Origin of the sequence: Sutterella faecalis (assembly GCF_006337085.1) — a bacterium.
Classification (GTDB): Bacteria; Pseudomonadota; Gammaproteobacteria; order Burkholderiales; family Burkholderiaceae_F; genus Sutterella; species Sutterella faecalis.
This window is the reverse complement of sequence record NZ_CP040882.1, coordinates 1520601-1534463: the sequence shown is the minus strand read 5'-3', so window position 1 is coordinate 1534463 and position 13863 is coordinate 1520601. Positions and strand designations below refer to the sequence as shown.

Below are 13863 nucleotides of genomic sequence, written 5' to 3'. Positions count from 1 at the left end.
CTTCAGGGGTTGTGATTGCATTCAAAACATCGATTCATTGAAGTTCATCGAGAACCGACATGATTCAGAGAAGCAGCGCGTTACAGGTCGTCTTGTTGCTTTGAAGGCAAAAGGCTTCAGAGTTATAGGATCAAGCGACTAAGTGTATGTGGTGGATGCCTTGGCGATCACAGGCGATGAAGGACCCGGCAGCCTGGGAAAAGCCGTGGGGAGCTGGCAAGCAAGCTTTGATCCACGGATGTCCGAATGAGGAAACTCACTTCCTTTAAGGAAGTATCAATGAGTGAATACATAGCTCATTGAGGCGAACGCAGTGAACTGAAACATCTAAGTAACTGCAGGAAAGAAATCAACCGAGATTCTGAAAGTAGCGGCGAGCGAAATTGGAAGAGCCTGCAAGCGTTAGCAGATTCGATACCGGAACGGTCTGGAAAGGCCGGCTACAGAGGGTGACAGCCCCGTACGGGAAATTGGATCTGTGAGACTAAGCTTGCGACAAGTAGGGCGGGACACGAGAAATCCTGTCTGAAGATGGGGGGACCATCCTCCAAGGCTAAATACTCGTGATCGACCGATAGTGAACCAGTACTGTGAAGGAAAGGTAAAAAGAACCCCGGGAGGGGAGTGAAATAGATCCTGAAACCGCATACATACAAACAGTAGGAGCCCGCAAGGGTGACTGCGTACCTTTTGCATAATGGGTCAGCGACTTACGTTCAATGGCGAGCTTAACCGAATAGGGGAGGCGCAGCGAAAGCGAGTCCGAACAGGGCGAAATTCAGTCGTTGGGCGTAGACCCGAAACCAGATGATCTATCCATGGTCAGGCTGAAGGTGTGGTAACACACACTGGAGGGCCGAACCGACTAGTGTTGCAAAATTAGCGGATGAACTGTGGATAGGGGTGAAAGGCTAAACAAATCTGGAGATAGCTGGTTCTCCCCGAAAACTATTGAGGTAGTGCCTCGTGTAGGGCTCCAGGGGGTAGAGCACTGTTATGGCTAGGGGGACATGGCGTCTTACCAAACCATGGCAAACTCCGAATACTTGGAAGTCAGAGCACGGGAGACAGAGCACCGGGTGCTAACGTCCGGACTCAAAAGGGAAACAACCCAGACCGCCGGCTAAGGTCCCTAATATTGACTAAGTGGAAAACGAAGTGGGAAGGCTAAGACAGTCAGGAAGTTGGCTTAGAAGCAGCCATCCTTCAAAGAAAGCGTAATAGCTCACTGATCGAGTCTTCCTGCGCGGAAGATGTAACGGGGCTAAGTCAATAACCGAAGCCGCGGATTCGACCGCAAGGTTGAGTGGTAGGGGAGCGTTCCGTAAGCCTGAGAAGGCGGACCCGCGAGGGCTGCTGGAGGTATCGGAAGTGCGAATGCTGACATGAGTAACGTTAAAGCGGGTGAAAAGCCCGCTCGCCGCAAGCCCAAGGTTTCCTGCTCTACGTTCATCGGAGCAGGGTGAGTCGGCCCCTAAGGCGAGGCTGAGAAGCATAGCTGATGGGAACCAGGTTAATAGTCCTGGACCGATTGCAGGTGCGAAGGAGGGACGGAGTGCTGAAGGTCATCCGGGTGTTGGATATCCCGGTTTGCGAGCGTAGGAAGCCGGCAGGCAAATCCGCCGGCGAATTTCCGAGGCGAAGCATCGAGGCTGGTTTCAGCTGAAGTGACTGAATGGACTTCCAGGAAAAGCTTCTAAGCATCAGCCTGCAATTGACCGTACCGCAAACCGACACTGGTGGGCGAGCTGAATATGCTCAGGCGCTTGAGAGAACTCAGGAGAAGGAACTCGGCAAATTGACACCGTAACTTCGGGATAAGGTGTGCCTTTGTAGTGTGAAGGAAGAAACATCCGGAGCATGAAGAGGTCTCAGAGAATTGGTGGCTGCAACTGTTTACTAAAAACACAGCACTCTGCAAAGACGAAAGTCGACGTATAGGGTGTGATGCCTGCCCGGTGCTGGAAGATTAATTGATGGGCTGCAAGGTCCTGATCGAAGTCCCAGTAAACGGCGGCCGTAACTATAACGGTCCTAAGGTAGCGAAATTCCTTGTCGGGCAAGTTCCGACCTGCACGAATGGCATAATGATGGCCACACTGTCTCCTCCTGAGACTCAGTGAAGTTGAAGTGTTTGTGATGATGCAATCTCCCCGCGGCTAGACGGAAAGACCCCATGAACCTTTACTGCAGCTTTGCATTGGACTTTGAACCGATCTGTGTAGGATAGGTGGGAGGCAGTGAAGTTAGGACGCCAGTCTTAACGGAGCCATCCTTGAAATACCACCCTGATTTGTTTGAGGTTCTAACCTGGGAGCGTAATCCGCTTCGGGGACCGTGCATGGTAGGCAGTTTGACTGGGGCGGTCTCCTCCTAAAGGGTAACGGAGGAGTGCGAAGGTACGCTAGGCACGGTCGGAAATCGTGCTGATAGTGCAATGGCAAAAGCGTGCTTGACTGCGAGTCCGACAAGACGAGCAGATACGAAAGTAGGTCATAGTGATCCGGTGGCTCTGCATGGAAGGGCCATCGCTCAACGGATAAAAGGTACTCTGGGGATAACAGGCTGATACCGCCCAAGAGTTCATATCGACGGCGGTGTTTGGCACCTCGATGTCGGCTCATCTCATCCTGGGGCTGTAGCCGGTCCCAAGGGTATGGCTGTTCGCCATTTAAAGAGGTACGTGAGCTGGGTTTAAAACGTCGTGAGACAGTTTTGTCCCTATCTGCCGTGGGCGCTGGAAGATTGACGGGGGCTGTTCCTAGTACGAGAGGACCGGAATGGACTCACCTCTGGTGTACCGGTTGTCACGCCAGTGGCACCGCCGGGTAGCTATGTGGGGAAAGGATAACCGCTGAAAGCATCTAAGCGGGAAACCTGCCTGAAGATAAGTCTTCCTGGAGGCTTGACCTCCCTGAAGAGTCGTTCGAGACCAGGACGTTGATAGGTCGGGTGTGCAAGCGCTGTGAGGCGTTGAGCTGACCGATACTAATTGCTCGTGAAGCTTGATCCTATAACCGTGAAGCTTTTCATCATGACGGTGAGAAGAACTTCAAGAGAATCGAGAAAGCAGTCGCAACTGCAAGTCTTTGCTTTTCCACCCCTTTAAGCCTGGTGACCATAGCGTGACGGCCCCACTCCTTCCCATTCCGAACAGGACAGTGAAACGTCTCCGCGCCGATGATAGTTGGTTGTATTTCCAGTGAAAGTAGGTCATCGCCAGGCTCCCTATAAACGAAGCCCCTGTTGATTTGATGTCAGCAGGGGCTTTTTGTTATTGCAGCGGCCCAAAAAAAACAGCCGGAGGCGCGATGCCTTCGGCTGCCTGAATGGAATTCAGGAATTCCGCTTCTCTCTAAGTTATTCCTTGAGCGCCTCTTCGTTCACGCCCGCCTTGGCGCAGGTTCTGAGAATTGCGGCCCATTCGCCGTCAGAGATCTCAACGCCCTTTTCAGTGCGCTCCTTCGTGCGCTGCATTTCGATTTCGCCCGGGCAGAGGATGGGGTTCCCGACAGGATCGGCTTCGGGAGAAGCCTTCACATATTCGATCATCGAGTCCATCTCGCGCTTCATCCAGGTGAGGTCGCAGAGCGCCTCCGGATTGATGACGAAGCTCGTCATGTTGTTCATGATCGTTCCGTCGCGATCGACGAGTTCAGGCGAATTGGTGCCGCCCGTCGAGAGAAGTCCCGCGAGGAGTTCGCAGGCAAAGCAGAGGCCCGCGCCCTTATAGAGACCCATCGGCAGAAGCGCTCCCTTCGGATCCTCCCACATAACCTTGGGATCCGTGGTGGGCTGCCCCTTGCTGTCAACCATGACGGGGATGGGGAAGTTCTTCTTGGCAAGATAAGCGACGCGGGTCTTCCCCATCGCCACGATTGAGGTCGCGAAGTCGAGAATGAAGCGCTGATGCTGATCCGTCTTCGGGATCGCGCAGCAGAAGGGGTTGGTGCCGAAGCGTGCGTCAGAACCGCCCCAGGGGGCGACGAGCGGGATGTAGTGGGTGACGTTCACGAAATGAATCGAGACCATGCCGGCATCCGCACACTGCTCGCCGTAGGTGCCGATGCGCCCGAGGTGGCAGGTGTTGGCAATCGTGTACATGCAGATGCCGTTTTCCTTCGCACGGGCAATGGCGGCATTCGTCGCTTCATAGCCAATGCGCTGGCCGTAGCCGCGGTCGCCTGAGAACTGCAGGATGGAGCCGCCGTCCTTCAGAAGCCGGGGGGCGGTATTGGGATGAAGCCTGCCGTCGGCGATGAGATCGCTGTAGAGCGCGATCATGCCGACGCCGTGGCTGTCATGCCCGCGGAGGTTGGCGTTGACGAGATGGTCTGCGACGATGCCGGCTTCTTCAGCGGAGCTGCCGGTGGCGACGAGCCACTCGTAGGCGGCTCTGCGGAGTTCTCGGGGACTGTGGCGCATTTGGGTGTTCCTCCTCAGGGCGTCCATGATTCTTGAAATCTTTTCATGCAGGCAGAAAGGCCCGCGGCGCTGAAAGCGCATTCTGGAAATTGTGTAGCGCCAGCACGCCTTTGGCAATAAGGCGGTCTCACTATGCAGAGAGAAAGACGCGGGGAGGAGGCAAAGAAAAAGGAGCGCTGATCGAAATCAGCGCTCCTTCTTCAAGAATTCTTTGGCTCCCCGAGCTGGGTTCGAACCAGCGACCTGCGGATTAACAGTCCGTCGCTCTACCGACTGAGCTATCGGGGAATCCATTTGCGCCCTTGCGGACGACTTCAAATTTTTCTTGGCTCCCCGAGCTGGGTTCGAACCAGCGACCTGCGGATTAACAGTCCGTCGCTCTACCGACTGAGCTATCGGGGAATCAAGGAGGTGAATTATATGGGGCCTTTCATGTTTTGCCAAATTTCTAAATGTAAATAAATGTAACAAACTGCTTTACCATTCTTTTCTAATTGATTTTTAAGAAATCATATGGCATGCGGCTGCTTCTCTGCTCCAGCGGCTTTTCGTAGAATGAGTCGGTTCCAGCCAGGTCATTTTTTTGTTGAGGCCCTTCCCTTGAAGACCGTTACTTATCCGAATTCACCCTTCATCCTTCATGAACCCTTTCCCCCGCGGGCGACCAGCCGCAGGCGATTGAGGCGCTCTGCCAAGGGGTGGAGAACGGGCTCATGCACCAGACCCTTCTCGGCGTGACGGGTTCGGGAAAGACCTACACGATGGCAAATGTGATCGCGCGGGAGGGCGTTCCGGCAATTATTTTTGCACCCAACAAAACGCTTGCCGCGCAAACCTATTCCGAGATGCGCGACTTCTTTCCTGAGAACGCCGTCGAATACTTTGTTTCCTACTACGACTTCTATCAGCCGGAAGCCTACGTGCCTGCGCGGGACCTCTTCATTGAGAAGGATGCGGCCGTCAATGAACATATCGAACAGATGCGGCTTGCGGCGACCAAGTCGATTCTCGAGCGGCGCGATACGATCATTGTGGCGACGGTCTCGGCGATCTACGGCATCGGTGCCCCCGAAAGCTACACCGAGATGCGTCTCATCCTGCGCGCGGGCGACCGCAAGTCTCAGCGCGATCTGATCGGTCAGATCGTCCGCATGCAGTACCGGCGCTCCGACATGGAATTTACGCGCGGCACTTTCCGCGTGCGGGGCGACACGATCGACATCTTTCCGGCAGAACATGCGGAAACTGCCGTGCGCATCGAGCTCTTTGACGACGAGGTGGATGCGATTCTGCTCTTTGACCCCATTACGGGGAAGGCCATCCAGAAGGTGCCCCGCTTCGTCGTTTATCCGGCGAGCCACTATGTGACGCCGCGTGAGGACATTCAGCGCGCCATCGGGACGATCAAGGCGGAATTGAAGGAAAGAAAAGCGGAGCTTCTGAACCAGAACCTTCTCGTTGAAGCACAGCGCCTCGAGCAGCGCACGCTCTTTGACCTCGAGATGCTCGATCAGGTGGGGTTCTGCAAGGGCATTGAAAACTATTCGAGGCACCTGACGGGGCTTCCTCCCGGGGAGCCGCCTCCCTGCCTTATCGACTACCTTCCAGCCGATACGCTCATGTTCTTTGACGAAAGCCACGTCATGATGGGGCAGCTGGGCGGCATGTATCGAGGCGACCGCGCGAGAAAGGAAACGCTCGTGCGCTACGGCTTTCGTCTCCCTTCAGCGCTCGACAATCGTCCGCTCAGGTTTGATGAGTTTGAGCGGAAGATGCGGCGATCGATCTTCGTCTCGGCGACCCCCGCTGAATACGAGCTCGAAAAGAGCGGCGGAGAAGTGGTCGAACAGGTCGTGCGCCCGACGGGCCTCATTGACCCGGCCGTTGAAGTGCGCCCTGCGGTGACGCAGGTGGACGATCTCCTCTCCGAAATTACGGAAACCGTGAAGAAGGGAGAGCGCGTTCTCGTCACAACCCTCACGAAGAAGATGGCCGAAGACCTGACGGACTTCCTCTCCGACCAGGGCGTCCGCGTGAGGTATCTGCACTCCGACATCGATACGGTTGAGCGCGTGGAGATCATTCGGGATCTGCGCGCGGGGACCTTTGATGTGCTGGTCGGCATCAACCTGCTCCGTGAAGGCCTCGACATTCCGGAGGTCTCCCTCATTGCGATTCTCGATGCCGACAAGGAAGGGTTCCTGAGAAGCTACCGCTCCCTCATTCAGACGATCGGCCGAGCGGCGAGAAATCTTCACGGCCGGGCGATTCTCTACGGCGACCGGATAACGGATTCGATGAAGGCTGCGATCACCGAAACGGAACGCCGCCGCGAGAAGCAGGAGGCCTTCAACCTTGCGCACGGCATTACGCCGAGGGGCGTGAAGAAGGAAATTCGTGAAATCATCGACGGCGTCTACCGCGGTCCCGATGTCAAGGAAGAGATGAAGGAAGCCGTTCGCGACATTGAGATTGCGGGCGACGAAAAGGCGCTCGCCAAGCGCCTGAGGGAACTCGAAGCCGAGATGATGAGCTATGCGCGCGATCTTGATTTTGAAAAGGCGGCCAAGGTGCGCGAGGAAATCAAGGCGCTCCGGAAGTCCGCTTTCGGCGCATCTGTCAATGCCTGAGCATGCCTTCTGGCCGCTCTCCCTAGACTCTCTAGGGTTTACAGGGTATGAATTATTAGAGATGATTTGGGTATTCGCCTCTAGGAAAATCAGACACCCTGCAGTAGGATAGGTCTGACAGAGTCCACTTTTCCCTCAGGATGAGTTTCTCCCCGGGATCTCGCGAGGATCGGAATATTCAAGATGGATGACAAGCTGATCAAAATTCTCTTCGTCTGCACCGGCAACGTGTGCCGCAGTCCCATGGCTGAAGCCATCTTCAAGAAGAAGGTGAAGGAGGCGGGCTACGACGATGTTATGACCGCATCGAGCGCAGGCACCTCCGGCGAGCACGTGGGCGATCCGTGTGATCAGCGTGCCGTTCTCACCTGCCGTCGCCGCGACGTGCAGCTTGCAGACCACCGCGCCCGCCAGATCACGCCCGAGGATTTCGAGGAATACGACCTCATTCTCGCGATGGACTGGGAAGTCCTTACGGAGCTCCAGCAGCGCTCGCCCGCACAGTTCCGCCACAAGATTCAGCTCATGATGCGCTACGCCAATGAGTTTGATGAAGCCATCGTGCCCGATCCCTATTTCGGCGTGAATGAGGGCTTCGTGCAGGCTTTTGAGTACTGTTCCGACGCCTGCGAGGGGCTGATCGAATTCTTCGAGAAGCGCGCCAAGCAGCTTCGCGCCGAAAGAGCGGCGGCGAAGAAGTAGCTCTTCCCCTTGGGCGAACGCACGGGCGTTCCCGTTCGTTTCCTCATGGAGGAAAGGTGCGGCAGTTGAAAACATCAAACGGATGTCTGATGCGGTCAGGCGTCCGTTTTCTTTTTGTTGCGGCAGAAAGATTCTCAATCATTACCTGACTTGTTTTGTCAGGATTCGCAGAGTAGAATCCGTTCGCAAAATTGACTGATTTAGTCAGGATTGATTTTACGGGTTTCCCCGGATTATCGGAGGATGAGAACTTGAAGCTCACGACGAAAGGGCGCTTTGCCGTTACGGCCATGCTTGATCTGGCCATTCAGGCTGAGGAGTCTGATGCGCCGATTCCGATCGCGCAGGTGGCTGACCGTCAGAAGATCTCTCTTCCCTATCTCGAGCAGATTTTCTGCCGCCTTCGCCGCGCCGGTCTGGTTGAAAGCACCCGTGGTCCTGGCGGCGGCTACCGGCTTGCCGAGCCCGCACAGTCAATCACCATCGACCGCATCATTCTCGCGGTGGATGAAAACATGGATACCACCCAGTGCGGCGGGGAAGGCACGTGCCTTGGGGGCGCTTCCTGCCTCACGCACCATCTTTGGGAAGACCTCAACGGCGTTATTGAACGCTTCCTTGCCGGCATTTCGCTCGCGTCCCTTGCGGCCGAAGCGGAAAAGCATCCGGGAGGCGGGCATTCGGCTCAGATACCGGCCGTAATTCCGGTGAGGCAAAAAGAGGCGCACGGGTCGACCAGGTCGGCCTGAAGCTCCCTGTCAAGAACTGTCTATCAAGAACTTTCAATCTTCAGGAACCTTTAAAAATGAAGCTTCCGGTTTACCTCGACTACTCCGCCACGACCCCGTGCGATCCCCGCGTCGTGGAAAAGATGGTGCCCTACCTCAATGTTCACTTCGGCAACCCTGCCTCCCACAGCCACGCTTACGGCTGGGAAGCGGAAAAGGCCGTTGAAGAGGCCCGCGCCAACATCGCTGCGCTGATCAGCGCGGATCCGCGCGAGATCGTCTTCACTTCCGGCGCAACGGAAGCCGACAACCTCGCCATCAAGGGCGCGGCGCACTTCTACCGCGACAAGGGCCGTCACCTCATTACGGTGAAGACCGAACACAAGGCGGTCCTCGATTCGATGCGCCACCTCGAGAGCGAAGGCTACGAAGTCACCTATCTTGACGTGCAGGAAAACGGCCTCATCAAGTGGGAGGATCTTCTTGCCGCCATTCGCCCCGACACGATCCTCATTTCCGTGATGGCCGTCAACAACGAAATCGGCGTCATTCAGGACATTGAGCGCATCGGCGCGCTCTGCCGCGAAAAGGGCATTGTCTTTCACTGCGACGCGACGCAGGCGGCGGGCAAGATCGACCTCAACGTCGACAAGCTCCACGTCGATCTCATGAGCCTCTCGGCGCATAAGGTCTATGGCCCCAAGGGCATCGGCGCGCTTTACGTGAGAAGAAAGCCCCGCGTGCGCATCGAGTGCCAGATGCACGGCGGCGGTCATGAGCGCGGCATGCGTTCGGGTACGCTCCCGACGCATCAGATCGTCGGCATGGGCGAGGCCTACCGCATCGCCCGCGAGGAAATGCCCGTTGAAGTGCCGCGTCTGCGCGCCCTGAGGAACCGTCTTTGGGAAGGCATTCAGAAGAACATCCCCGAGGTGTATCTGAACGGCGACTGGGAGCACCGCGTCTGCTTCAACCTCAACGTGAGCTTTGCCTTCATCGAGGGCGAAAGCCTCATGATGGCGGTGAAGGACCTCGCGGTTTCCTCGGGCTCCGCCTGCACCTCGGCTTCGCTTGAACCCTCCTATGTTCTGCGGGCGCTTGGCCGCGACGATGAGCTCGCGCACAGCTCGATCCGCTTCACGCTCGGGCGCTTCACGACCGAGGAAGAGATCGACTACGCCGTCAAGGTTCTCACCGAAGCCGTGAAGAAGCTCCGCGCGCTCTCGCCCCTCTGGGAAATGCATCAGCAGGGTGTTGACCTCAAGTCGATCCAGTGGGCGAACCACTGAGGAAGCATCGAACAAGAATTTGACATGCGTTCCGGGGCGAACGGATTCGCGTCCCGCCCTGGAAAGGAATCTGGAGACAAAAGAAATGGCCTACAGCGAAAAACTGCTTGACCACTACGAACACCCCCGTAACGTGGGCACGCTCGACAAGGATGCGGCCGACGTCGGCACCGGCATGGTGGGCGCTCCCGCCTGCGGCGACGTGATGCGCCTGCAGATCAAGGTGAACGACAAGGGCGTCATTGAAGACGCGAAGTTCAAGACCTACGGCTGCGGCTCAGCGATCGCTTCCTCCTCGCTCGTTTCCGAGTGGGTGAAGGGAAAGACCCTTGACGAAGCGGGCAAGATCAGCAACGCCGAGATCGCCGACGAACTTGCGCTTCCGCCCGTCAAGATTCACTGCTCCATCCTCGCCGAAGACGCGGTGAAGGCGGCGATTGCCGACTATCGCTCGAAGCACGAAGCGAAGAAGGAGGCGTGAAAATGGCTGTTACGCTGACAGAAGCGGCTGCAAAGCACGTTCAGAAGTACATCGACCGCCGCGGCAAGGGCATCGGTCTTCGCGTGGGCGTGAAGACTTCCGGGTGCTCGGGCATGGCCTACAAGCTCGAATTTGCCGACGCGACCGAGCCCGACGATCAGATCTGGGAAAGCCACGGCGTCAAGGTGATTGTCGACGAGAAGAGCCTTCCCTACATTGACGGCACTGAGCTCGACTACACCCGCGAGGGGCTTCAGGAAGGGTTCCGCTTCAAGAACCCCAACGAGAAGAGCCGCTGCGGCTGCGGCGAATCGTTCCACGTCTGATTTTTCGGGATGCTTTACCGCGATGGCCATGCTTTCCGCCTTTGAACTTTTCGGGTTGCCCGAAAAGTTTGCGATTGATCTCGATCAGCTTGAAAAAGCGCACGAACGCGCCATTCTCAAAGTCCATCCGGACCGCTTTGCGGGCCGCCCTGCGGCTGAGCGGCGCGTTGCCGAACAGTGGAGCGCCCGCATCAACGAGTCCTTTGATGTTTTGAGGGACCCGGTGAAGCGTGCGTCGCTCCTTTGCGAAACGGCCGGCCACCCGGTCGACGCCGAAACGAATACCCGGATGCCGGCCGACTTTCTGATGGAGCAGATGGCCTGGCGCGAGGATTTGGACGACGCGAAGGACGAAAGCGCCCGCGAAGCCGTTCGCGACAAGGCCCGGGCGAAATTCGCCGAATGCGAGTCGAAGCTCGAATCCGCCATTGACGCCGAAAAGGACTGGACGAAGGCGGTCGATCTCACGCGCAGGCTCATGTTCATCGGGCGCTTCCTCGAGCAGACGAGCGCCAAGTCTTCGCCCATGCTTTAAAACGAGCCCAAGTTCCTTTCGGATTTTCCTTTTCTTTAACGCATAAGTTTCATCATGGCACTTTTTCAGATTGCCGAGCCCGGACTTTCCGCCGCGCCCCATGAGCATCGCCTTGCTGTCGGAATCGACCTCGGAACGACGAATTCGCTTGTCGCCACCGTGATTTCCGCTTCGCCCGAGGTGCTCGCTGATGAAGAAGGCCGGCGGCTCCTCCCTTCCGTCGTGCGCTACCTTCCCGACGGGACGGTGGAGACGGGATGGAAGGCGCTCGAAGCCGCGGAAAAGGATCCTCAGAACACGATTTATTCCGCGAAGCGCCTGATCGGCAGAAGCCGTGCGGATCTGAAGAACCTCCCGTCGCTCCCTTATGAAATCGATGATGCGCCGGGCGGGGTCGCCATCCGCACCGCTGCCGGGATGAAGTCGCCGGTTGAGGTGAGCGCTGAGGTTCTGAAGGCCCTCAAAGCCCGTGCCGAAGAGCGTCTCGGCGGCGAACTTACCGGCGCCGTCGTGACGGTGCCCGCTTACTTCGACGACGCGCAGCGTCAGGCAACGAAGGATGCGGCGAGGCTCGCCGACCTTACGGTCCTGCGTCTGCTTTCAGAACCTACGGCTGCGGCCCTCGCTTACGGGCTCGACAACGGGGCTGAAGGCATCTACCTCGTTTATGACCTCGGAGGCGGCACCTTCGACGTGTCGCTCCTGAAGCTCTCCCGCGGCGTCTTTGAAGTCCTCGCGACGGGCGGCAACGCCGCGCTCGGCGGCGACGACTTCGACCACGCGGTCTACGACGCCTTTGCGGCGGAGATCGGAAGCGAAACGGAACTTTCGCCCGAAGACCGCCGTCAGATGCTCGACAGCGCGAAGCGCGCGAAGGAAGCGCTCACGGACGCGGATTCCGTTGACGTGCGCTTTACGCTTTCTTCGGGCCGGGAATTCTCGACCACGCTGACGCGCGCTGCGTTCGACCGCATGACGAAGGCGCTCGTCGACGAAACAATCGATGCCGTGACGCGCGTGCTTTCCGACGCGAAGCTTTCGAAATCGGACGTCAAGGGCGTCGTCCTTGTCGGCGGCTCTACCCGGATGCCGTCCGTTCGCCGTGAAGTGAAGGAATACTTTGGGTTTGAGCCCCTGACCGGGATCGACCCCGACTGCGTCGTGGCGGTGGGCGCCGCCATGCAGGCGAATAAATTGGCCGGCAACACCACGGCCGACGACGACTGGCTCCTTCTTGACGTGACGCCCCTTTCGCTCGGTCTTGAGACCATGGGCGGGCTCGTCGAAAAAGTGATTCCGAGGAACAGCGCCATTCCGACGGCGCGCGCTCAGGACTTTACGACCTTCCGCGACGGCCAGACCGCCATGGCGATTCATGTGGTTCAGGGCGAGCGCGAGGTGGTGGATGCCTGCCGGTCTCTCGCGCGCTTTGAGCTCAGGGGCATCCCGCCGATGGCGGCGGGCGCTGCCCGCATTCGCGTCACGTTCCAGATCGACGCCGACGGGCTCCTTTCCGTTTCCGCCCGCGAGATGACGACGGGCGTGGAAGCGAGCGTTGTCGTGAAGCCCTCCTACGGACTTTCGGATGACGACATCGTGCGGATGCTGAAGGAAGGGAATTCCTCCGCCGAATCCGACATGGCCGCGCGAAAGCTCCGCGAAGAGCAGGTTGAGGCGAGGCGCCTTCTTGAAAGCACCCGCAGCGCCCTTACGGCCGACGGTGATCTTCTCTCTGAAAAAGAGCGCGCCGAGATCGAAACCTTGGGCGACACGCTTGCGGCTCTCGTGACGGGTACCGACGCCGACGCGATTCACGCCGCAGCGGACGCGCTCTCGAAGGGCACGGAAACCTTTGCCGAACGCCGCATGGACCGCTCGATTCGCGCGGCGCTCGCCGGGAAATCCGTCGACGACGATATGTTCTCGATCGACGGGCAAGCCAAATAATTCATTTCAATCTTTTGGTTGAGCCTCCCGACGTTCCCCTTCCCGAGGCTGACCCCATCACTTTAGGAAAATAGAAAAATGCCGAAGATTACTGTTCTCCCGCATGAAGAACTCTGCCCGCAGGGCGTTACCTTTGAAGCCCAGAAGGGCGAAACCGTCGCGAAGGCGCTTCTCGCCAACGGCGTCAAGATTCCGCACGCCTGCGAATTCAACTGCGCCTGCGCCACCTGCCACGTGATCGTGCGCAAGGGCTACGATTCCCTCTCCGAGCCCTCCGACAATGAGCTCGACCATCTCGACACCGCCTGGGGCGCCTGCCAGGAATCGCGCCTCTCGTGCCAGGCCAAGATGGGCGACGAGGACATCACGATCGAGATTCCGAAGTACAACCGCAACGTCGTTGGCGAACGGGAATAACCGAGATGCTCAGGTGGTCAGATGCTCAGATGATCGGTGAAGAGCTCGCGGATGCTTATCCGGAGCTCGATCCCCTGACGCTTTCCTTCGTGAAGCTCCACGACCTGATCGTGAAGCTTCCCGACTTCAAGGATGATCCCGAGAAGTCGAACGAGCGGATTCTCGAAGCGATTCTTCAGGCGTGGCTCGACGAGCGCAATTGAAGCTTCCTGCAGGAGAAAGACGCAAAAGAGAAGGCCGCTTTCGGGAGATCCCGGAGCGGCCTTCTCTTTGGGTTGGTTGGTGCGATTGCGGTGCAAGCGCATCGCACCGGAGTATTTCCGGACTCTTCCTGCGGCGTCAGGTCCTGACTTGAGGGAATGTCCTGGGATTTCTGTTGGAAA

10 protein-coding genes, 2 tRNA genes, 2 rRNA genes and 1 pseudogene are annotated in these 13863 nt (G+C 57.7%); 12 read left to right on the top strand and 3 right to left on the bottom strand.

Features of this window, described 5'->3' with window-relative positions:
• Positions 1–128: 128 nt before the first annotated feature.
• Both FG381_RS06200 and rrf read left to right on the top strand, forming a co-directional pair.
• Positions 129–3013 (top strand): 23S ribosomal RNA (locus tag FG381_RS06200).
• 97 nt (positions 3014–3110) lie between these two features.
• Positions 3111–3225 (top strand): 5S ribosomal RNA (gene rrf / locus FG381_RS06195).
• Between the two features lie 135 nt (positions 3226–3360).
• Here rrf and FG381_RS06190 read toward each other — a convergent pair.
• From FG381_RS06190 to FG381_RS06180, 3 genes are all read right to left on the bottom strand, one after another.
• On the bottom strand, positions 3361–4425 hold the full coding sequence (locus FG381_RS06190) for a malate/lactate/ureidoglycolate dehydrogenase (protein WP_139688010.1): 1065 nt from the start codon (positions 4423–4425) through the stop codon (positions 3361–3363).
• Positions 4426–4637: 212 nt separating this feature from the next.
• Positions 4638–4713: transfer RNA gene (locus tag FG381_RS06185), tRNA-Asn, on the bottom strand.
• A gap of 38 nt (positions 4714–4751) precedes the next feature.
• A tRNA-Asn gene (locus FG381_RS06180) sits at positions 4752–4827 on the bottom strand.
• Between the two features lie 153 nt (positions 4828–4980).
• Between FG381_RS06180 and uvrB the strand changes: the two are divergent.
• The 10 genes and pseudogenes from uvrB to iscX all read left to right on the top strand — a co-directional run bounded on the left by uvrB (position 4981) and on the right by iscX (position 13683).
• A pseudogene (gene uvrB, locus FG381_RS06175) lies at positions 4981–7055 on the top strand (excinuclease ABC subunit UvrB).
• Between the two features lie 183 nt (positions 7056–7238).
• Positions 7239–7757, top strand: coding sequence for a low molecular weight protein-tyrosine-phosphatase (locus FG381_RS06170; RefSeq protein ID WP_139688008.1), 519 nt, complete (start codon positions 7239–7241; stop codon positions 7755–7757).
• 251 nt (positions 7758–8008) lie between these two features.
• Positions 8009–8506: an Rrf2 family transcriptional regulator gene (locus tag FG381_RS06165; RefSeq protein WP_139688007.1), complete on the top strand. Its 498-nt coding sequence runs from the start codon at positions 8009–8011 to the stop codon at positions 8504–8506.
• A gap of 56 nt (positions 8507–8562) precedes the next feature.
• Positions 8563–9774 (top strand): IscS subfamily cysteine desulfurase, encoded by a 1212-nt coding sequence (locus tag FG381_RS06160; RefSeq protein WP_139688006.1) that lies wholly within the window; start codon positions 8563–8565, stop codon positions 9772–9774.
• A gap of 85 nt (positions 9775–9859) precedes the next feature.
• Positions 9860–10255, top strand: a complete 396-nt coding sequence (gene iscU / locus FG381_RS06155; protein WP_139688005.1) for a Fe-S cluster assembly scaffold IscU — start codon at positions 9860–9862, stop codon at positions 10253–10255.
• Between the two features lie 2 nt (positions 10256–10257).
• Positions 10258–10581 carry an iron-sulfur cluster assembly protein IscA gene (iscA, locus tag FG381_RS06150; protein WP_139688004.1) on the top strand — a complete coding sequence of 108 codons (324 nt, stop codon included), beginning with the start codon at positions 10258–10260 and terminating at the stop codon, positions 10579–10581.
• Between the two features lie 22 nt (positions 10582–10603).
• On the top strand, positions 10604–11116 hold the full coding sequence (gene hscB, locus FG381_RS06145; RefSeq protein ID WP_139688003.1) for a Fe-S protein assembly co-chaperone HscB: 513 nt from the start codon (positions 10604–10606) through the stop codon (positions 11114–11116).
• A gap of 54 nt (positions 11117–11170) precedes the next feature.
• Positions 11171–13063 carry a Fe-S protein assembly chaperone HscA gene (gene hscA / locus FG381_RS06140; protein WP_139688002.1) on the top strand — a complete coding sequence of 631 codons (1893 nt, stop codon included), beginning with the start codon at positions 11171–11173 and terminating at the stop codon, positions 13061–13063.
• A 78-nt stretch (positions 13064–13141) separates the two neighbouring features.
• Positions 13142–13480, top strand: a complete 339-nt coding sequence (gene fdx, locus FG381_RS06135) for an ISC system 2Fe-2S type ferredoxin (protein WP_139688001.1) — start codon at positions 13142–13144, stop codon at positions 13478–13480.
• A 5-nt stretch (positions 13481–13485) separates the two neighbouring features.
• Positions 13486–13683 (top strand): Fe-S cluster assembly protein IscX, encoded by a 198-nt coding sequence (iscX, locus tag FG381_RS06130; RefSeq protein WP_139688000.1) that lies wholly within the window; start codon positions 13486–13488, stop codon positions 13681–13683.
• Positions 13684–13863: the final 180 nt, after the last annotated feature.

Coding starts and splice junctions, on each gene's coding strand:
- FG381_RS06190 (WP_139688010.1), bottom strand. CDS start 4,425: ATGCGCCACAGTCCCCGAGAACTCCGCAGAGCCGCCTACGAGTGGCTC.
- FG381_RS06170 (WP_139688008.1), top strand. CDS start 7,239: ATGGATGACAAGCTGATCAAAATTCTCTTCGTCTGCACCGGCAACGTG.
- FG381_RS06160 (WP_139688006.1), top strand. CDS start 8,563: ATGAAGCTTCCGGTTTACCTCGACTACTCCGCCACGACCCCGTGCGAT.
- iscU (WP_139688005.1), top strand. CDS start 9,860: ATGGCCTACAGCGAAAAACTGCTTGACCACTACGAACACCCCCGTAAC.
- iscA (WP_139688004.1), top strand. CDS start 10,258: ATGGCTGTTACGCTGACAGAAGCGGCTGCAAAGCACGTTCAGAAGTAC.
- hscB (WP_139688003.1), top strand. CDS start 10,604: ATGGCCATGCTTTCCGCCTTTGAACTTTTCGGGTTGCCCGAAAAGTTT.
- hscA (WP_139688002.1), top strand. CDS start 11,171: ATGGCACTTTTTCAGATTGCCGAGCCCGGACTTTCCGCCGCGCCCCAT.
- fdx (WP_139688001.1), top strand. CDS start 13,142: ATGCCGAAGATTACTGTTCTCCCGCATGAAGAACTCTGCCCGCAGGGC.
- iscX (WP_139688000.1), top strand. CDS start 13,486: ATGCTCAGGTGGTCAGATGCTCAGATGATCGGTGAAGAGCTCGCGGAT.